At 60.4% G+C, this 19,338-nt stretch carries 16 protein-coding genes; 11 read left to right on the forward strand and 5 right to left on the reverse strand.

Annotated elements, in window-relative coordinates:
- The first annotated feature begins 97 nt into the window (after window positions 1-97).
- Complete coding sequence (locus J4E42_RS18315) at window positions 98-1,303, forward strand: aminotransferase class V-fold PLP-dependent enzyme (RefSeq protein WP_207285812.1); 1,206 nt, start codon at window positions 98-100, stop codon at window positions 1,301-1,303.
- Window positions 1,300-1,710 (forward strand): SufE family protein, encoded by a 411-nt coding sequence (locus tag J4E42_RS18320; RefSeq protein ID WP_207285813.1) that lies wholly within the window; start codon window positions 1,300-1,302, stop codon window positions 1,708-1,710. The genes J4E42_RS18315 and J4E42_RS18320 overlap by 4 nt, the downstream gene beginning before the upstream one ends.
- 79 nt (window positions 1,711-1,789) lie before the next feature.
- Here the strand turns inward: J4E42_RS18320 and tcdA are convergent, their stop codons facing one another.
- Window positions 1,790-2,608: a tRNA cyclic N6-threonylcarbamoyladenosine(37) synthase TcdA gene (gene tcdA, locus J4E42_RS18325; RefSeq protein ID WP_008039374.1), complete on the reverse strand. Its 819-nt coding sequence runs from the start codon at window positions 2,606-2,608 to the stop codon at window positions 1,790-1,792.
- A gap of 211 nt (window positions 2,609-2,819) precedes the next feature.
- Between tcdA and J4E42_RS18330 the strand changes: the two genes are divergently transcribed.
- The 4 genes from J4E42_RS18330 (at window position 2,820) to J4E42_RS18345 (ending at window position 8,070) form a co-directional block, all read left to right on the forward strand.
- A complete protein-coding gene (locus J4E42_RS18330) occupies window positions 2,820-5,411 on the forward strand; it encodes a glycosyltransferase (protein ID WP_032829235.1) in 2,592 nt (863 codons plus the stop codon).
- 242 nt (window positions 5,412-5,653) lie between these two features.
- Window positions 5,654-6,805, forward strand: a complete 1,152-nt coding sequence (dapE, locus tag J4E42_RS18335) for a succinyl-diaminopimelate desuccinylase (protein WP_008035465.1) — start codon at window positions 5,654-5,656, stop codon at window positions 6,803-6,805.
- Entirely contained in the window at window positions 6,805-7,617 is an 813-nt protein-coding gene (locus tag J4E42_RS18340; RefSeq protein ID WP_008039372.1) for a putative RNA methyltransferase, read from the forward strand. Before dapE ends, J4E42_RS18340 begins: the two co-directional genes overlap by 1 nt.
- Window positions 7,618-7,692: 75 nt before the next feature.
- Entirely contained in the window at window positions 7,693-8,070 is a 378-nt protein-coding gene (locus J4E42_RS18345; RefSeq protein ID WP_008035469.1) for a hypothetical protein, read from the forward strand.
- A 135-nt stretch (window positions 8,071-8,205) separates the two neighbouring features.
- Here J4E42_RS18345 and J4E42_RS18350 read toward each other — a convergent pair whose 3' ends face one another.
- Window positions 8,206-8,415 (reverse strand): cold-shock protein, encoded by a 210-nt coding sequence (locus tag J4E42_RS18350; protein WP_008035470.1) that lies wholly within the window; start codon window positions 8,413-8,415, stop codon window positions 8,206-8,208.
- A 235-nt stretch (window positions 8,416-8,650) separates the two neighbouring features.
- On the opposite strand from J4E42_RS18350, the gene plsB reads away from it, so the two are divergent.
- From plsB to J4E42_RS18370, 4 genes are all read left to right on the forward strand, one after another.
- On the forward strand, window positions 8,651-11,143 hold the full coding sequence (plsB, locus tag J4E42_RS18355) for a glycerol-3-phosphate 1-O-acyltransferase PlsB (protein WP_207285814.1): 2,493 nt from the start codon (window positions 8,651-8,653) through the stop codon (window positions 11,141-11,143).
- Window positions 11,144-11,302: 159 nt separating this feature from the next.
- Window positions 11,303-11,668, forward strand: coding sequence for a YbaY family lipoprotein (locus J4E42_RS18360; protein ID WP_207285815.1), 366 nt, complete (start codon window positions 11,303-11,305; stop codon window positions 11,666-11,668).
- A 75-nt stretch (window positions 11,669-11,743) separates the two neighbouring features.
- Window positions 11,744-12,142 carry a YbaY family lipoprotein gene (locus tag J4E42_RS18365; protein WP_207285816.1) on the forward strand — a complete coding sequence of 133 codons (399 nt, stop codon included), beginning with the start codon at window positions 11,744-11,746 and terminating at the stop codon, window positions 12,140-12,142.
- Window positions 12,143-12,182: 40 nt separating this feature from the next.
- The gene (locus J4E42_RS18370; RefSeq protein WP_008039365.1) at window positions 12,183-12,872 is read left to right on the forward strand and encodes a DUF4197 domain-containing protein; all 690 of its coding nucleotides are present in this window, start codon (window positions 12,183-12,185) and stop codon (window positions 12,870-12,872) included.
- Between the two features lie 576 nt (window positions 12,873-13,448).
- On the opposite strand, the gene J4E42_RS18375 is transcribed toward J4E42_RS18370, so the two are convergent.
- Window positions 13,449-16,514 (reverse strand): efflux RND transporter permease subunit, encoded by a 3,066-nt coding sequence (locus tag J4E42_RS18375; RefSeq protein ID WP_207285817.1) that lies wholly within the window; start codon window positions 16,512-16,514, stop codon window positions 13,449-13,451.
- 6 nt (window positions 16,515-16,520) lie between these two features.
- On the reverse strand, window positions 16,521-17,621 hold the full coding sequence (locus tag J4E42_RS18380) for an efflux RND transporter periplasmic adaptor subunit (protein ID WP_207285818.1): 1,101 nt from the start codon (window positions 17,619-17,621) through the stop codon (window positions 16,521-16,523).
- Window positions 17,622-17,715: 94 nt separating this feature from the next.
- Between J4E42_RS18380 and J4E42_RS18385 the strand changes: the two genes are divergently transcribed.
- Window positions 17,716-18,351 (forward strand): TetR/AcrR family transcriptional regulator, encoded by a 636-nt coding sequence (locus J4E42_RS18385; protein ID WP_207285819.1) that lies wholly within the window; start codon window positions 17,716-17,718, stop codon window positions 18,349-18,351.
- A gap of 141 nt (window positions 18,352-18,492) precedes the next feature.
- Here J4E42_RS18385 and J4E42_RS18390 read toward each other — a convergent pair whose 3' ends face one another.
- Window positions 18,493-19,275, reverse strand: coding sequence for a class I SAM-dependent methyltransferase (locus J4E42_RS18390; RefSeq protein ID WP_008035485.1), 783 nt, complete (start codon window positions 19,273-19,275; stop codon window positions 18,493-18,495).
- Between the last annotated feature and the right edge of the window lie 63 nt (window positions 19,276-19,338).

The raw sequence follows: 19,338 nt of genomic DNA on the forward strand, positions 1-19,338 counted from the left end.
GGCCCCTTCGCGAGCAAGCTTCGCTCCTACAGGTCCGGCGTAGCCCAGACCATCAGGTCAGGCGTACGTCCGCCCATGTTTAGCAGGGCCCGATACCATGATGATTCTCTCCCCCTGGCGCGCCGATTTTCCGGCCATCGCCGCCCTGCAACGGCAAGACCAGACCTATCTGGACAACGCCGCCACCACGCAAAAACCTCAAGCCTTGCTGGATGCCCTGGCGCATTACTACGCCAATGGCGCAGCCAACGTGCATCGGGCGCAACACTTGCCCGGCGCGCATGCCACCCAGGCGTTCGAGGACAGCCGCAATAAAGTCGCGCAATGGCTGAATGCCGGTGATTGCGGACAGATCATCTTCACCCACGGCGCGACCTCTGCGCTGAACCTCCTGGCCTATGGCCTGGAACACTTGTTCAATCCAGGCGATGAAATTGTCATCAGCGCCCTGGAGCATCACGCCAACCTGCTGCCATGGCAGCAACTGGCCCACCGTCGCGATCTGAAACTGGTGATCCTGCCGCTGGACGCCGACGGCTTGATCGACCTGGATGCCGCCGCCGCGTTGATTGGCCCGCGAACCCGCTTGCTGGCGGTCAGTCAGCTGTCCAACGTGCTCGGCGCCTGGCAGCCATTGCCCGCACTGCTGGCGCTGGCCAAGGCACACAACGCGTTGACCGTGGTCGATGGCGCCCAAGGCGTGGTCCATGGCCGGCACGATGTGCAGGCGCTGGGTTGCGACTTTTATGTCTTTTCCAGCCATAAGCTCTATGGCCCGGATGGCCTGGGGGTGTTGTTCGGCCGCCATGAGGCGCTCAAGCAACTGCGCCATTGGCAGTTCGGCGGCGAAATGGTGCTGGATGCGGATTACCAGCACGCGCGCTTTCGTCCTGCTCCGCTAGGTTTCGAGGCAGGAACGCCGCCGATCTCCAGCGTGATTGGTCTCGGGGCGACGCTCGATTACCTCGCCGGCCTCGATCAGGACGCGGTTTCGGCCCATGAAGCCGCGCTGCATGACTATTTGTTGAAAGGTCTTGAGGCGCGCAACGGCATTCGCTTGCTGGGCAAACCGCAACTGGCCCTGGCGAGTTTTGTCGTCGAGGGTGTGCATAACTCTGATCTGGCGCACTTGCTGACAGAACAGGGGATCGCGGTGCGCGCCGGTCATCATTGCGCGATGCCGCTGCTGAAAAGCTTTGAACTGGCCGGGGCGATTCGGGTGTCGTTGGCGCTTTACAACGACTCCGAGGACCTGCAACGGTTCTTTGATGCGCTGGATCAAGCGCTGGAGTTGTTGCGATGAACCTCCCTGCCGATGCCGTCTCCGCGCTGGAAACGTTTCAGAACGCCGCCGGCTGGGAGCAACGGGCGCGACTGCTGATGCAATGGGGCGACCGGCTGCCGGCATTGAGCGATGTGGATAAGGTCGACGCCAACCGCGTGCATGGCTGTGAAAGTCAGGTGTGGTTGGTGGGATCGTTGCAGGACGGTCACTGGCAGTTTGCCGCGAGCAGCGATGCGCGGTTGATCCGCGGGTTGGTAGCGTTGTTGCTGGCGCGGGTTAACGGGTTGTCGGCGGTCGAATTGCAGCAGGTGGATTTGCCGGAATGGTTCAACCAGCTTGGACTCAGCCGGCAGTTGTCACCTTCGCGCAGCAATGGCCTCAATGCTGTGCTTCAGCGAATGAATGAGTTGGCCGCGCCCCTGTAGGAGCGAGGCTTGCCCGCGAAGGCGGTGTGTCAGATAAAACGCCTTCGCGGGCAAGCCTCGCTCCTACAGAGATGGTGTTTCAAACACCTGGTTTGATGCGATCCGCCGGGCGCCGCACACCCGCCACAATCTTATCCACAGCCTTGGTCGCCGCGACCATGCCAAACGTCGCCGTCACCATCATCACCGCACCAAACCCGCCCGCGCAGTCCAGCTTCACGCCATCCCCGACAAAACTCTTCTGCAGGCAAATGCTGCCATCGGGTTTCGGATAACGCAGCTGCTCGGTGGAAAACACGCACGGCACGCTGTAATGACGGGTCACGGTGCGGGAGAAGTTGTAATCGCGACGCAGGGTCGAGCGCACTTTCGAGGCCAACGGGTCGTTGAACGTACGGTTCAGGTCGCAGACCTGGATCAGCGTCGGGTCGATCTGCCCGCCCGCCCCGCCGGTGGTGATGATCTGGATCTTGCGGCGCTTGCACCAGGCGATCAGCGCAGCCTTGGCGTTGACGCTGTCGATGCAGTCGATCACACAGTCGATGTTCGGCGTGATGTATTCGGCCATGGTGTCGCGGGTGACGAAATCCGCCACCGCGTGCACCGTGCAATCCGGGTTGATCCCGCGCAGGCGCTCGGCCATCACCTCGACCTTGGGCTTGCCGACGGTGCTGTCCAGCGCATGCAACTGACGGTTGGCGTTGCTGACGCAGACGTCGTCGAGGTCGAACAGCGAAATCTCGCCCACGCCACACCGCGCCACCGCTTCCGCAGCCCAGGAACCGACGCCACCGACGCCAACAATCGCTACGTGCGCCGCGCGCAGGCGCTCTAGCCCTTCGATGCCATACAAACGGGCGATGCCTGCAAACCGCGGATCTTCTGTACTCATGACCATTACCCCAAAAACCGGCGCGCATTATAGGGCCACACGCCAAAAGATCTAAGCCACAAGCGACAAGTGTAAGAACTTATGTGAAAGCCGATTGCCCAATGTCGTGCAATTCCCTGTCCGATGTACGTTCAGTGAACTGCCGGTGTAGGATGCGCGCCCCTTGGCGATCGCCAACCGTTCCTTCGTTCCACAGCCTTTGGAACCCGAAATAGCTATGTCATCGCGTAAATTTGGACTCAACCTGGTCGTGGTGCTCGCCATCGCAGCCTTGTTTACCGGCTTCTGGGCGCTGATCAATCGCCCGGTCACCGCCCCCAACTGGCCTGAACAGATCTCCGGTTTCTCGTACTCGCCGTTCCAGCAAGGCCAGTATCCGCAGAAAGAGCAGTACCCGACCGACGATCAAATGCGTCGCGATCTGGAGATCATGAGCAAGCTGACGGACAACATCCGTACCTACTCGGTCGATGGCACCCTGGGAGACATTCCCAAACTGGCAGAGGAATTCGGCCTGCGGGTGACCCTGGGGATCTGGATCAGCCCGGACCTGGAACGCAACGAGCGGGAAATCACCCGGGCCATCGAAATCGCCAACTCCTCACGCAGCGTGGTTCGTGTGGTCGTAGGCAACGAGGCCATCTTCCGTAAGGAAATTACCGCTGCCGAACTGAGCGTGCTCCTTGATCGCGTTCGCGCAGCCGTGAAGGTGCCGGTCACCACGTCCGAGCAATGGCACGTCTGGGAAGAACACCCCGAACTGGCCAAGCACGTCGACCTGATTGCCGCGCACGTACTGCCTTACTGGGAATACATCCCGGTGGACAAGGCCGGCCAGTTCGTCCTCGACCGCGCTCGCGATCTGAAAAAGATGTTCCCGAAAAAACCGCTGCTGCTGTCCGAGGTTGGCTGGCCTAGCAACGGCCGCATGCGTGGCGGCACCGATGCGAGCCCGGCAGATCAGGCGATCTACCTGCGCACGCTGGTGAACAAGCTTAACCGCCAGGGTTTCAACTACTTCGTGATCGAAGCGTTCGACCAGCCGTGGAAGGCCAGTGACGAAGGTTCGGTGGGCGCGTATTGGGGCGTGTTCAACGCTGCGCGTCAGCAGAAATTCAACTTCGAAGGCCCGGTCGTCGCGATCCCGCAATGGCGCGTGCTGGCCATCGGCTCGGCGGTGTTGGCCCTGCTGTCCCTGACCTTGCTGATGATTGACGGCTCGGCCCTGCGTCAACGTGGCCGCACCTTCCTGACTTTTATCGCCTTCTTGTGCGGTTCGGTGCTGGTGTGGATCGGCTACGACTACAGCCAGCAATACAGCACCTGGTTCAGCCTGACCGTAGGATTTCTCCTCGCACTCGGCGCACTTGGGGTCTTTATCGTACTGCTGACCGAGGCGCATGAACTGGCCGAAGCGGTCTGGACCCACAAGCGTCGGCGTGAATTCCTGCCGGTGGTGGGCGATTCGGACTACAGGCCGAAAGTGTCGATTCACGTGCCTTGCTACAACGAGCCGCCGGAGATGGTCAAACAGACCCTCAACGCCCTGGCCAACCTCGACTATCCGGACTTCGAAGTCCTGATCATCGACAACAACACCAAGGACCCGGCCGTCTGGGAGCCGGTGCGCGATTACTGCGCAACCCTCGGTCCGCGCTTCAAGTTCTTCCACGTCGCACCGCTGGCCGGCTTCAAGGGCGGCGCGCTGAACTACCTGATTCCGCACACCGCCAAAGATGCCGAAGTGATTGCGGTGATCGACTCCGATTACTGCGTCGACCCGAACTGGCTCAAGCACATGGTGCCGCACTTCGCCGATCCGAAAATCGCTGTGGTGCAGTCGCCGCAGGATTATCGCGACCAGAACGAAAGCACCTTCAAGAAGCTCTGCTACGCGGAATACAAAGGCTTCTTCCACATCGGCATGGTCACCCGTAACGACCGCGACGCGATTATCCAGCACGGCACCATGACCATGACCCGGCGCTCGGTGCTCGAGGAACTCGGCTGGGCCGACTGGTGCATCTGCGAAGACGCCGAGTTGGGTCTGCGCGTGTTCGAGAAAGGCTTGTCGGCGGCGTACTACCACACCAGCTACGGCAAAGGCCTGATGCCCGATACCTTTATCGACTTCAAGAAACAGCGTTTCCGCTGGGCCTACGGTGCGATTCAGATCATCAAGCGTCACACCGCCAGCCTGCTGCGCGGCAAGGACACCGAGCTGACTCGTGGCCAGCGTTACCACTTCCTCGCGGGCTGGTTGCCGTGGGTGGCGGATGGCATGAACATCTTCTTCACCGTGGGCGCACTGTTGTGGTCGGCGGCGATGATCATCGTGCCGCAACGGGTCGATCCGCCGTTGCTGATTTTCGCGATCCCGCCATTGGCGCTGTTCGTGTTCAAGGTCGGCAAGATCATCTTCCTCTACCGTCGCGCCGTTGGCGTGAACCTCAAGGATGCGTTCTGTGCGGCGCTTGCCGGGCTGGCGTTGTCGCACACCATCGCCAAAGCGGTGCTGTACGGCTTCTTCACCAGCAGCATTCCGTTCTTCCGCACGCCGAAAAATGCCGACAACCACGGCTTCTGGGTGGCGATTTCGGAAGCGCGTGAAGAGATGTTCATCATGCTGCTGTTGTGGGGCGCGGCGCTGGGGATCTTCCTGGTGAACGGGCTGCCGAGCAACGACATGCGCTTCTGGGTGATCATGTTGCTGGTGCAGTCGCTGCCGTACCTGGCGGCGCTGATCATGGCGTTCCTGTCCTCGCTGCCGAAACCGGCCGTCGAGGCTGAAACGGCACCGGCAGTCTAAATCTTTGCAGATGCACTAAACGGCGGCCAATGGCCGCCGTTTTGCTTTAAGATAACCGCCATTTTGCGGGGCTTGGCGTGATATACGGTCTTACTGACCGTACTCAAAACCTGTGGGAACGGGCTTGCTCGCGAATGCGGTGTAACAATCAACATTTACATTGACTGGCACACCGCATTCGCGAGCAAGCCCGCTCCCACATTTAGACCGCGCCCATATTCAAGTTTTCCGGAGTTTTTTCCATGACGGCCCACGCCGACCTTTCGCCGACCCTCCAACTCGCCATCGACCTGATCCGCCGTCCGTCCGTGACGCCGGTCGACGCCGATTGCCAGAAGCAGATGATGCAGCGCCTGGGCGATGCCGGTTTTATGCTTGAGCCAATGCGCATCGAAGATGTGGATAACTTCTGGGCCACCCACGGCAAACACGACGGCCCGGTGCTGTGCTTCGCTGGCCACACCGACGTGGTCCCGACCGGCCCGGTGACCGCCTGGCAGATCGACCCGTTCAATGCGCTGATCGACGAACACGGCATGCTCTGCGGTCGTGGCGCAGCGGACATGAAAGGCAGCCTGGCGTCCATGACCGTGGCCGCCGAGCGCTTCGTCGCCGACTACCCGGATCACAAGGGCAAAGTCGCGTTCCTGATCACCAGCGATGAAGAAGGCCCGGCGCACCACGGCACCAAAGCGGTGGTTGAACGTCTGGCGGCGCGCAAGGAGCGTCTGGACTGGTGCATCGTCGGCGAACCGTCGAGCACTACGCTGGTCGGTGACGTGGTCAAGAATGGCCGTCGCGGTTCCCTCGGCGCCAAGCTGACCGTACGCGGTGTGCAAGGTCACGTCGCTTATCCGCACCTCGCCAAGAACCCGATCCACCTCGCCGCCCCGGCACTGGCCGAACTGGCCGCCGAGCATTGGGACCACGGCAACGATTTCTTCCCGCCGACCAGTTTCCAGATTTCCAATGTGAATTCCGGCACTGGCGCGACCAACGTGATCCCCGGTGATCTGGTGGCGGTGTTCAATTTCCGCTTCTCCACCGAGTCCACTGTTGAAGGCTTGCAGAAGCGCGTCGCCGATATCCTCGACAAGCATGGCCTGGACTGGCACATCGACTGGGCGCTGTCCGGTCTGCCGTTCCTCACCGAACCGGGCGCGTTGCTGGACGCCGTCGCGTCGAGCATCAAGGACATCACCGGTCGCGAAACCAAAGCCTCCACCAGCGGTGGCACCTCCGATGGCCGCTTCATCGCGACCATGGGTACACAGGTGGTTGAACTGGGCCCGGTCAACGCGACGATCCACCAGGTCAACGAGCGCGTGCTGGCCGCCGACCTCGACGTGCTGACCGAAATCTACTACCAGACCCTGATCAAGTTGCTCGCCTGATGCTTGCCTGCCCGATCTGCAGCGAACCGCTGAACGCGGTGGACAACGGCGTGGCCTGCCCCGCCGGGCATCGTTTCGACCGCGCGCGCCAGGGTTACCTGAACCTGTTGCCGGTGCAGCACAAGAACAGCCGCGACCCTGGGGATAACCTGGCGATGGTCGAAGCCCGGCGCGACTTCCTGAACGCCGGCCATTACGCGCCGGTGGCCAGGCGTCTCGCTGAGCTGGCGGCGCAATACGCGCCGCAGCGCTGGCTGGACATCGGTTGTGGCGAGGGTTACTACACCGCGCAAATTGCCGAGGCGTTGCCGAACGCAGACGGTTACGCACTGGACATCTCCCGGGAAGCGGTCAAACGCGCCTGCAAACGCAACCCGCAGCTGACCTGGTTGATCGCCAGCATGGCGCGGGTGCCGTTGGCGTCCGGCAGTTGTCAGTTTCTCGCCAGCGTCTTCAGCCCGCTGGACTGGGAAGAAGCCAAGCGCCTGCTCAGCCCCGGCGGCGGTTTGATGAAAGTCGGGCCGACCAGCGGCCACCTGATGGAATTGCGCGAGCGGCTGTACGACGAAGTGCGTGAGTACACCGACGACAAGCATCTGGCCCTGGTGCCGGACGGCATGGCGCTGCAACACAGTGAAACGCTGGAATTCAAGCTGACGCTTGCAAGTGGTCAGGATCGCGCCAACCTGTTGGCCATGACGCCTCACGGCTGGCGCGCCAGTGCCGAACGCCGGGCGGCGGTCATCGAACAAGTGGAACCGTTCGAGGTCACTGTTTCGATGCGCTACGATTATTTTGTTCTTCAATCTTAATTTTTGGTCTTGAGCAGCAGCTTGAGGCCGGCTAAATCCGCGAATGGATTTTTCAGACCCGCAGTGAGGACATCCATGCGCCAACCCGATATCGAGATTTACCTGAAAGACGCCGACGTCGACCACAAGGCCGTATCCGCCTGGCTCGGCGCGGCGCTGGGCCCGTGCACCGATTGGGTACAGAAAGGTCAGACCTACAAGTGCAAGGCCGGCAACGTGCCAGTGACCTGGCTGCCGAAAGCGGTAGGAAAATGGAACAGCCTGTACCTGGAAAGCGACCAGACCCCGTGGGAAGACGACATCGCCTGCGCCCGCGCCGCGTTTGCCGCGCTGAACGTAGAAGTACGTTGTGCACCGGGTAGTTGGGTCGAGGAAGAAGGTGAAGAGACAGCGGATCGCTGGATGCGCATCAGCGCCGATGGCGAAGAAGAGATCACCTGGAAAACTGCGTAACCCATCACACCACGAACCTGTAGGAGCGAGCGGGCGGCGATCCGACTTGCCCGCGAAGCTTTTGGCGTCAGTGATGACGCCTTCGCGGGCAAGCCTCGCTCCTACAGTGGGTTTTGGGTGATCTGGAGGGTGGGTTTACAACCCCACCACATCCTCAGCCTGCAAACCCTTCTCCCCCGTCACAACGCCGTACTCGACCTGCTGGCCTTCAGTCAGCGAACGATGCCCCTCACCGCGAATCGCGCGGTAGTGCACGAACACGTCCACCCCGTCCTCGCGCTGGATGAAACCATAGCCCTTGGCGTCGTTGAACCACTTCACGTTGCCGGTTTCGCGTGTTGCCATTTGTTCATACTCCCTTTTTATTATTGATCGGGCTTTTCGCAGGAAAGCCTCGGGAACGTCAGCCTGCGCATACCGGTCCCATGAGGGTGACGGCGACAGTGCGCCGAGTATATGTCAGACATTTAATCTCTCAATAGCACTTTGATTGCCGCTTTTTTGCCGATTTTCAGTGAATCCGGCACACTATCGACCGCCCGAGCAAACGCTCGGTTTATTCCACTCACGCAGAAGCCGTATGACCCGTTCCCCGTTCCGCCGTCTTGTGTTTGGCACCCTGCGCCGACTGCTCTATCTCTGGGTTCGCTCGGAGACGATCAATCAGTCGTCGTTCACCCTCAACCTCGACCGCAGCCGTCCGGTGTTCTACGTCCTGCAAAACCCTTCGCTGACCGACCTCGCCGTGGTCGACACCGAATGCAGCAAGGCCGGCCTGCCGCGCCCGGTGCTGCCGGTGTCTGTCGGCAATCTGCTGGAACCTGCCGCGTTCTTTTACCTGACACCGGAGCCCGACTGGCTCGGTCGCCAGGACAAACGCGGCGCGCCACCGACCCTGACCCGACTGGTCAGCGCCCTGAGCCAGAACGCTGCCGAAGACGCGCAGATCATTCCGGTCAGCGTGTTCTGGGGCCAGTCGCCGGACAGCGAATCGAGTCCATGGAAACTGCTGTTCGCCGATAGCTGGGCAGTTACCGGGCGCCTGCGCCGCTTGCTGAGCATCATCGTGCTGGGGCGCAAGACCCGCGTGCAATTCTCCGCGCCGATTCACCTGCGCGAACTGATCGAGCACAACAAGGGCCACGAGCGCACCGTGCGCATGGCCCAACGGATTCTGCGGGTGCACTTCCGCAACCTCAAAGCCGCGGTGATCGGCCCGGACATTTCCCACCGTCGCAACCTGGTCAAAGGCCTGCTCAACCAGCCGCTGGTCAAGCAAGCGATCCTCGACGAAGCCGAACGCGAGAATATCTCCCCGGAGAAAGCCAAGGCCCAGGCCCTGCGCTACGGCAACGAGATCGCCTCGGACTACACCTACACCGCGATACGCTTCATGGAAGTGGTGCTGAGCTGGTTCTGGAACAAGATCTACGACGGCATCAAGGTCAACAACATCGAAGGCGTGCAGAAGGTCGCCCCGGGTTACGAAGTGATCTATGTGCCGTGCCACCGTAGCCATATCGACTACCTGCTGCTGTCCTATCTGCTGTTTCGCAACGGCCTGACCCCGCCGCACATCGCCGCCGGGATCAACCTCAACATGCCGGGGATCGGCGGCCTGCTGCGTCGCGGCGGTGCGTTCTTCATGCGCCGTACCTTCAAGGGCAACCCGCTGTACACCTCGGTGTTCAACGAATACCTGCACACCCTGTTCACCAAAGGTTTTCCGGTCGAGTATTTCGTCGAGGGCGGCCGCTCGCGCACCGGGCGCATGTTGCAACCGAAAACCGGGATGCTGGCGATCACCTTGCGCAGCTTCCTGCGCTCCTCGCGCATGCCGATCGTGTTCGTGCCGGTGTACATCGGCTACGAGCGCGTACTGGAAGGCCGGACTTACCTCGGCGAACTGCGTGGTGCGAGCAAGAAAAAAGAATCGATCTTCGACATCTTCAAAGTCATCGGCGCCCTTAAGCAGCGTTTCGGCCAGGTGGCGGTGAACTTCGGCGAGCCGATCAAACTGGCGGAATTCCTCGACAGCGAACAGCCAGACTGGCGTCAACAGGAACTCGGCCCGCAGTTCAAACCGGCCTGGCTCAACGAAACCACCAACCGCCTCGGCGAGAAAGTCGCGCAGCACCTGAACGAAGCGGCTGCGATCAACCCGGTCAACCTCGTGGCGTTGGCATTGCTGTCCACCAGTCGTCTGGCGCTGGACGATCGCGCCATGGCGCGGGTGCTGGATCTGTATCTGGCGCTGCTGCGCAAGGTTCCGTACTCGCCGCACACCACGCTGCCGGAAGGTGACGGACGCGCGTTGATCGAGCATGTGAAGGACATGGACCTGCTGTCCGAGCAAAGCGATGCGCTGGGCAAAATCCTCTATCTGGACGAGCAAAACGCAGTCCTGATGACTTACTACCGCAACAACGTGCTGCACATTTTCGCGTTGCCGGCGTTGCTCGCGAGTTTCTTCCAGAGTGCGTCGCGCATGAGTCGCGAACAGATCCTGCGCTACACCCGCGCGCTGTATCCGTACCTGCAATCGGAGCTGTTCATTCGCTGGTCGCTGGACGAACTGGATGCCGTGATCGATCAATGGCTCGAAGCGTTCGTCGAGCAAGGCCTGCTGCGTTTCGAGAACGACGTTTACCTGCGCCCGGCACCAAGCTCGCGGCATTTCGTGTTGCTGACGCTGCTGTCGAAGAGCATCGCCCAGACCTTGCAGCGCTTCTACATGACGGTTTCCCTGCTGCTCAACAGCGGCCAAAACAGCATCAGCGCCGAAGAACTGGAAGACCTGTGCACGGTCATGGCCCAGCGCCTGTCGATCCTGCATGGCCTGAACGCGCCGGAATTTTTCGACAAGAGCCTGTTCCGCCACTTCATCCAGACGATGCTCGACCTCGACGTGCTCAAGCGTGACGAGGCCGGCAAGCTGAGCTATCACGAACTGCTCGGCGAACTGGCCGAAGGTGCGGCGAAACGGGTGTTGTCGGCGGAGATCCGCTTGTCGATCCGTCAGGTGGCGTTGCATCGCAGTGAAGATGCGGCGGAGTTGGTCACGCCTGTTTGATCGCACGGCCCCCAGGGGTTCAGAAGCAAGGAAGCTTCCGATCCACCCTGACATCAATTCACCCCCTAATCAGGGAATTCCCCTACATCTGGTTCCGGTGCCTTGGCGATAGGCTGACCCCTCGTCATTTCCGACGATTTATTTGATAAGGAAATCAAAATGAGCAGCGAACCTGTAATGAACATCAGCGGTACCGTGTACTACCTGCACAAGATTGCCCTTCCACTGAACTCGACACTTTACGTCGATCTGCTGGATGTCACTGCGACTGATGCCCCAGCCAAACTACTTGCCCGACAAGTTATCTCTGATGCGGAAAAGAAAGCGTTAACCTTTTCCCTGCTGTACCAGGTTGCGGATGTCCTGCCTGGCAATAGCTATGCAATCCGTGCACGCATCGAAACCCCCGAGCATATGATTTACAAGACCATCAAACTTCATCGAGTGGAGCTGGGTGTAAACCACCTGCGCCCGGAGGACGTTGTCGTTCGTAGCGTTCGTGAAACACCGGAAGGTAACTTCTAAGCCCTCGCCTGAAAAAAACGCTAAATTGTCGTTGGCGCCAGTCTTCTTCAGGTGCCAACGACAAGGATTGAATGCATGAAAAAACTTCCGCTTCTGGGACTGGCTGCTTTGCTCAGTGCCTGCCAAACCCCGCAACCCGCCGCCAAAACCAGCCTCGATGGCGAAGTCTTCTACCTGCAACGCATCGCCCTGCCGCCGACTGCCACCCTGAGCGTCAGCTTGCAGGACGTATCGCTGGCCGACGCTCCTGCCGTGGTGCTCGACGAGCAGAAAGGCCCGGTCAAAGGCCAGGTGCCACTGCCGTTCCATCTGAGTTACGATCCGGCCCAGGTCAAACCCGGCCATCGTTATTCCGTCAGCGCGCGAATCGAAGTGAATGGCCAGCTGATGTTCATCACCACCGAACATCACGCCGTGCAACTGAATGGCAGCGACCCGCAGCCACTGAAAATTCGCGTCGACGCCGTCCGATAATTCTTTTTTTGCTCATTTTTTTCCGAACAAGGAAGCCGCCATGTTCCGCCCTACCCTTCGCTTTGCCGGCCTGTGTGCAGGTTTGATGATTTCCGCCAGTGCCATGGCGCTGTCGCTCAGTGACTTGTCGCAAAAAGACGCTACGGGCGGCCTCAAGGATGCCCTGACCCAAGGCGCGCAACTGGCCGTGAAACAACTCGGCACGCCGGGCGGCTTCAGTAACAACCCGGACGTGAAGATCGAACTGCCGGGCAAACTGGGCAAGGTCGCCAGCAAAATGAAACAGTTCGGCATGGGCGATCAGGTCGATCAGCTGGAAACCAGCATGAACAAAGCGGCGGAAACGGCCGTGGTCCAGGCTCAGCCGATCCTCGTGGATGCCGTGAAGAAGATGACGGTCGACGATGCCAAGGGCATTCTCAGCGGCGGTAATGACTCCGCCACGCAATACCTGAACAAAACCAGCCGCGAACAGATCCGCGCCAAGTTCCTGCCGATCGTCAAACAAGCCACCGACCAGGTTGGCCTGGCCAAGCAGTACAACTCGTTCGCCGGACAAGCCGCGACCATGGGCGTGGTGGATGCGAAAAGTGCCAACATCGAAAGCTACGTAACCGAGCAGGCCCTGAACGGTTTGTTCGAGATGATCGGCAAACAGGAAGAAACCATTCGCCAGAACCCTGCGGCGGCGGCGACCAGTTTGGCGAAGAAGGTGTTTGGTTCGCTCTAAGCCTCAACACAACGCCATTGTGGGAGCGAGACCGGCTTGCCGGCGAATACAGAGTGTCAGTCGAATTTGATGTCGATTGACACACCGCGTTCGCCGGCAAGCCGGCTCCTACAAAGGCGTGGTACATCCGCGAAAACAGGTCGGCTGTCAGGCCGCCATCGTCGGAACGCCGCCCGCAGCGAGCCGGCTCCTACAGGGGATCGGCGTACACTCGCTTCTCACCACTCATCAGGCCGAGCGTTAGCTCGCCTGCAGCTCTTGATCTTGATCCACCCGCCCCTTCGGGAGGCCGAGTGGAGGTTCTGCGCAGTGGGCAACCCGGCATGGATGCCGGGTTAGCCGCCCCCGGCCATGGATGGCCGATGGCGGCGGGCCCACGGAGCAGGACCGGAGCGAGGGTACGCCGAGCCTTAGCGAGGAGCCGGACGCCGGGGCGAGCCTTTTTGGGTACTTTTTTGGCGTTTGAAAAAAGTGCCTCGCCGTAAGGGCGAAACCATAAGCGGCCGTAACCGCAGAAATGGATATGTACTTAATAACCAAGAACCTGGTCGGCCCGAAGGCCGCCAAGACCACACATCAAACCGTTTCTTTCTTGATGCGGAACCACGCCGCATACAGCGCCGGCAAAAACAGCAACGTCAACGCCGTCGCGACAATCAATCCACCCATGATCGCCACCGCCATCGGCCCGAAGAACACGCTTCGTGACAGCGGGATCATCGCCAATACGGCGGCGAGCGCGGTCAGCACGATCGGCCGGAAACGACGCACCGTGGCTTCGATAATCGCCTGCCACGGTTTGAGCCCGGCGGCGATGTCCTGCTCGATCTGGTCTACCAGAATCACCGAGTTACGCATGATCATCCCGGACAGCGCGATGGTCCCGAGCATGGCCACGAAACCGAACGGCTGGCGGAACACCATCAGGAACAGGGTCACCCCGATCAATCCCAATGGCGCTGTAAGAAACACCATCACCGTGCGTGAGAAGCTTCGCAGTTGCAGCATCAACAACGTCAGCACCACAACGATGAACAGCGGCACACCGGCCTTCACCGAATTCTGCCCACGGGCGGAATCTTCCACGGTGCCGCCGACTTCCAGCAAGTAGCCGTCAGGCAGTTCCGCGCGGATCGGATCGAGCGTCGGCATGATCTGCTGCACCAGCGTCGCCGGTTGTTCCTTGCCATAGATATCGGCGCGGACCGTCACGTTCGGCAAGCGGTTGCGGTGCCAGATGATGCCTTCTTCAAAGCCGTATTCCAGCGTCGCGATCTGCGACAACGCCACGCTGCGACCGTTGTCGGTCGGCACCGCCAGGCTCGGCAGCAACGACAGTTCAGTGCGCTCATGCAACGTGCCGCGCAGCAGGATTTCGATCAACTCGTTGTCTTCGCGGTACTGACTGACGCTGGAACCGGTCAGCGAGCTTTGCAGAAACTTCGACAGGTTCGCGGTGCTCACGCCGAGCGCGCGGGCGCGGTCCTGATCGACGTTCAGATAAACCACTTTGCTCGGCTCTTCCCAGTCCAGGTGGACGTTGGCCACATGGGGATTCTCGCGAACCTTGGCCGCCACTTTTCGAGCCAGGGCGCGGACGTCCTCGATGTGTTCGCCGGTGACCCGGAACTGCACCGGATAGCCGACTGGCGGGCCGTTTTCCAGACGCGTCACCCGCGAACGCAGGGCCGGGAATTGTTCGTTGAGGGTTTCGATCAGCCAGGTGCGCAGGGTTTCGCGGTCCTCGATAGTCTTGGCCAGGACGACAAACTGGGCGAAGCTCGCTGCAGGAAGTTGCTGATCCAGCGGCAGGTAAAAGCGCGGCGAACCGGTACCGACGTAGGCCACGTAATTATCGATGCCGGCGTGATCCTTCAGTAAACCTTCAAGGCGTTTAACCTCGTCGGCGGTGTTGCTCAGCGAAGCGCCTTCGGCCAGTTTCAGATCGACCATCAACTCCAGTCGTCCCGAGGCCGGGAAGAACTGCTGCGGTACAAAACGGAACAACACGATGGAGGCGATAAACAACACCACTGTCAGCGTGATCACCGTTTTGCGCCAGCGCACGCACCATTCCACCAGGCGTCGGACACGTTCATAAAAAGGCGTGGCGTACGGATCAGGCTGACCAATGCCGTGTTTCGCTGCGTGAATCTTCGCCAGGTCCGGCAGGAGTTTTTCCCCCAGGTACGGCACGAAAACCACGGCGGCAATCCACGACGCCAGCAGCGCGATGGTCACTACCTGGAAGATCGAACGCGTGTACTCGCCAGTGCCCGATTGCGCAGTGGCAATCGGCAGGAAACCGGCGGCCGTGATCAGCGTGCCGGTGAGCATCGGGAACGCGGTGCTGGTCCAGGCGTAACTCGCGGCTTTGATCCGGTCAAAGCCCTGCTCCATTTTGATCGCCATCATTTCCACGGCGATGATCGCGTCGTCCACCAGCAAGCCCAACGCCAGCACCAGCGCGCCAAGGGAAATCTTGTGCAGGCCGATGCCCAGGTAATACATGCAGGCGAAGGTCATCGCCAACACCAGCGGAATCGCCAGCGCCACCACCATGCCGGTGCGTACGCCGAGAGAGAAGAAGCTCACCAACAGGACGATGGCCAGTGCTTCCACCAGCACTTGGACAAACTCACCGACACCGGTTTTCACCGCAGCGGGTTGATCGGAAACCTTGCGCAACTGCATGCCGGCCGGAAGGTTTTTCTGGATCCTGGCGAACTCGATTTCCAGCGCCTTGCCCAGCACCAGAATGTCGCCGCCGTCCTTCATCGCCACGGCCAGACCGATGGCGTCTTCGGCCATGAAACGCATGCGCGGCGCCGGAGGATCGTTGAAACCACGATGCACGTCCGCGACATCGGAGATACGGAACGTGCGATCACCGACGCGAATCGGGAAGTTCCTGATCTCTTCGACCGTCTGAAAATTCCCCGAAACCCGTAGCTGCAATCGCTCACTGGTGGTTTCAAAGAAACCGGCCGTGGACATCGCGTTCTGCTCTTCAAGCGCCTGCTGCACCGCTGCCAACGGTAAACCGAGGGTGGCGAGCTTGACGTTGGAGAGTTCGATCCAGACCTTCTCGTCCTGCAACCCGAGCAGGTCGACCTTGCCCACATCCTTGACCCGTTGCAGCTGAATCTGGATTCGGTCGGCGTAGTCCTTGAGCACCGCGTAATCAAAACCGTCGCCGGTCAGCGCGTAGATGTTGCCGAAGGTGGTGCCGAATTCATCGTTGAAGAACGGGCCCTGAATGCCCGGTGGCAAGGTATGACGAATGTCGCCGATTTTCTTGCGGACCTGGTACCAGAGATCCGGAATCTCCACCGAGTGCATGGAGTCACGCGCAACGAACGTCACCTGGGATTCACCCGGTCGAGAGAACGACACAATGCGCTCGTACTCGCCGGTTTCCATCAACTTCTTTTCTATGCGTTCACTGACCTGGCGCGACACTTCCTCGGCGGTGGCCCCCGGCCAGTTGGTGCGGATCACCATGGCCTTGAAGGTGAACGGAGGGTCTTCGCTCTGGCCCAGTTTGGTGTAGGAAAGTGCGCCGACGATGGCCAGCAACAGCATCAGGAACAGTACGATCTGGCGGTTACGCAGCGCCCATTCGGAAAGATTGAAACCCATCAGGGATTACTCCTTGCCCGCTAGATTGACCACGCGGTTGGAGCGATCCACCGGGCGCACTTGCTGCCCGTCGTGAAGCACATGCACACCGGCCGCCACCACCCAGTCACTGGCGTTCAGGCCTTCGAGCACCGGCACGGTTTTCTCGCCGAACGGGCCGACCCGGACCGGCGCTTTCTTCAGGGTGTTGTTGACGCTGAGCACCCAAACGTAAGTGGCACCGTTTTCGGCGGTAACCGCCGAGAGCGGCACCGACAGCGCCACGACGTCGGCAGTCTGGATAAACACCCGGGCGCTCTGGCCGAGCTCGGCCGGAACCTTGCCGGCGTTGAAGGCAATGCGGGCGGCGAAGGTGCGGGATTTCGGGTCGGCGGCGGGCGACAACTCACGGATGCGCCCGGCAAAACGCTGGTCAGGTTGCGTCCAGAGTTCCACCGACACCGGCTGCCCGACCTTGAAACGACCGAAGCTCTGTTCCGGCAGGCTGATCAACACTTCGCGCTCGCCATCGGTGGCGAGAGTAAACACGGTTTGACCGGCGGCGACGACTTGCCCGACTTCCACCGCACGCTTGGCCACCACACCATCCTGAGGCGCACGCAGCACTGCGTAGCTGGCCTGGTTGGTCGAGACGTTGAATTCGGCCTTGATCTGCTTCAGGCGCGCTTCACCGGATCTGTATAGATTTTCGGAATTGTCGTACTGCGAGCGGCTGACCATCTGACGATCCATCAGGGTCTTGTAGCGATCGCGCTCGGCACGTACGAGATTGAGATTGGCTTCGGCCGCCGCGACTTGAGCGCGGGTGGCTTCCAGTTGCAGGCGGACGTCCTGGGGATCGAGTTCGGCCAGCGGTTGATCGGCCTTGACCCGCTGTCCTTCTTCGACCAGTCGTCGGCTGACTTTGCCGCCAATGCGAAACGCCAGATCCGGCTCGTAGCGAGCACGGACTTCACCGGGATAGCTTTCCATCGCCTGTGCCGAAGGCTCTGGCTGCACCACCATGGCCGGTCGGACGGTGACTTGCGGTGCCTCTTCGTGACCACACGCAGACAATAAAAGCGCCAGACTGACTGGCAATGCGAGGGGCAAGGCATAGCGGAACATGGTGAAGGACCTTTCGCTAATGGTGCTTGGAATAATTATACTGACCAGTATGTTATTAATAGCAAACTCACCAGTCCAGTATTAAAAGCGAATAATGCCGAACAACTTTTCAGCACCCAATGGTCCGGGCCGTCCCAAGGATCTGGCCAAGCGCCAGGCAATCCTCGATGCGGCGAAAATCCTGTTCCTGAGCAATGGCTATGCGAGCACCAGCATGGACGCCGTCGCGGCTGAAGCTGGCGTGTCGAAGCTGACTGTCTACAGTCATTTCAACGACAAGGAGACGCTGTTCTCCGCCGCCGTTGTCGCCAAATGCGAAGAGCAATTGCCTACGCTGTTTTTCGAATTGCCTGACGGCATTTCAGTGGAAACGGTGTTGTTGAATATCGCGCGCGGCTTTCATCACCTGATCAACAGCGATGAATCGGTGAACCTGCACCGGTTGATGATGACGCTGGGCAGCCAGGACCCGAAACTCTCGCAGATCTTCTTCGAGGCCGGGCCGGAGCGCATGCTGCATGGCATGGAGCGGCTGCTGACCAAGGTTGATCAGAGCGGTGTGTTGAGCATCGACAAGCCACGTAACGCGGCGGAGCATTTCTTTTGCCTGCTCAAGGGCGCGGGGAATTTTCGGTTGTTGTATGGCTGTGGCGAACCGTTGACCGGGGATGCGGCGGAGGAACATGTGCGGGAAGTGGTGGGTTTGTTTATGCGGGCTTATCGTCCCTAGTCAGCCTGATAGATTGATATCGTTCTAACGGACGCCTTCGCGGGCAAGCCTCGCTCCTACAGGGTAGTGTCGTTCGCAAAAAATGTGATCGACTCTAAATCTGTAGGAGCGAGGCTTGCCCGCGAAGGGCGCGACTCGGTCTTAAGGCTTGAGCGCCTTCTTCGGATAAATGTCATACCGACTGGATTTCCCGTCCAGCGCATGACTCGGCTTCGGCCCGGCAATGCACGGTGCCTTGCGCGGACGCTTCACCACCACCCGGTGGCTGGCCAATGCCAACGCCGCTTCGAGCAACGCCGGTGCATCCGGGTCATCCCCCACCAACGGCCGGAACAGGCGCATTTCCTTCTTCACCAGCGCAGTTTTCTCACGATGGGGAAACATCGGGTCGAGGTAGATGACCTGCGGCGGCTCGCCTTCCCAGTTGCGCATGACTTCGATCGAGTTGCCCTTGAGCAATCGCATGCGCGCCACAATCGACGCCACGTCGAAATCTTCCGCGCCGCGTGCCAGGCCATCTTCAAGCAAGGCACCAATCAGCGGCTGACGTTCGATCAGGCTCATCTCACAACCCAGGCTCGCCAGCACGAACGCGTCCTTGCCCAGCCCCGCCGTAGCGTCCAGCACCCGCGGACGCACGCCCTGGGCGATGCCGACCGCCTTGGCGATCATCTGACCGGTGCCACCGCCGAACAAGCGGCGATGGGCGGCTCCGCCCTCGACGAAGTCCACCCGCACCGGTCCCGGTGCGTCCGGGCCGAGCTGTTGCAGTTGCAAACCCTGTTCACCCACCTGCAAGGCAAATTCACCGTCATCGACCTGCAAAGGCAGGCCCAGGCGCTCGGCCCATTGCTCGGCCTGTGGCTGAAAAGCCGTGCCCAGGGCCTCGACATGGATGCGGCAAGCCGCCGGTTGCTCAATCATGGGAAAACACGCTCAAAAAAATTAATGATCGGCAGAAACGGCCGATAACAAAACTAACGAGCA

The organism is Pseudomonas sp. FW300-N2A2 (assembly GCF_017351735.1).
GTDB classification, from domain to species: Bacteria; Pseudomonadota; Gammaproteobacteria; order Pseudomonadales; family Pseudomonadaceae; genus Aquipseudomonas; species Aquipseudomonas migulae.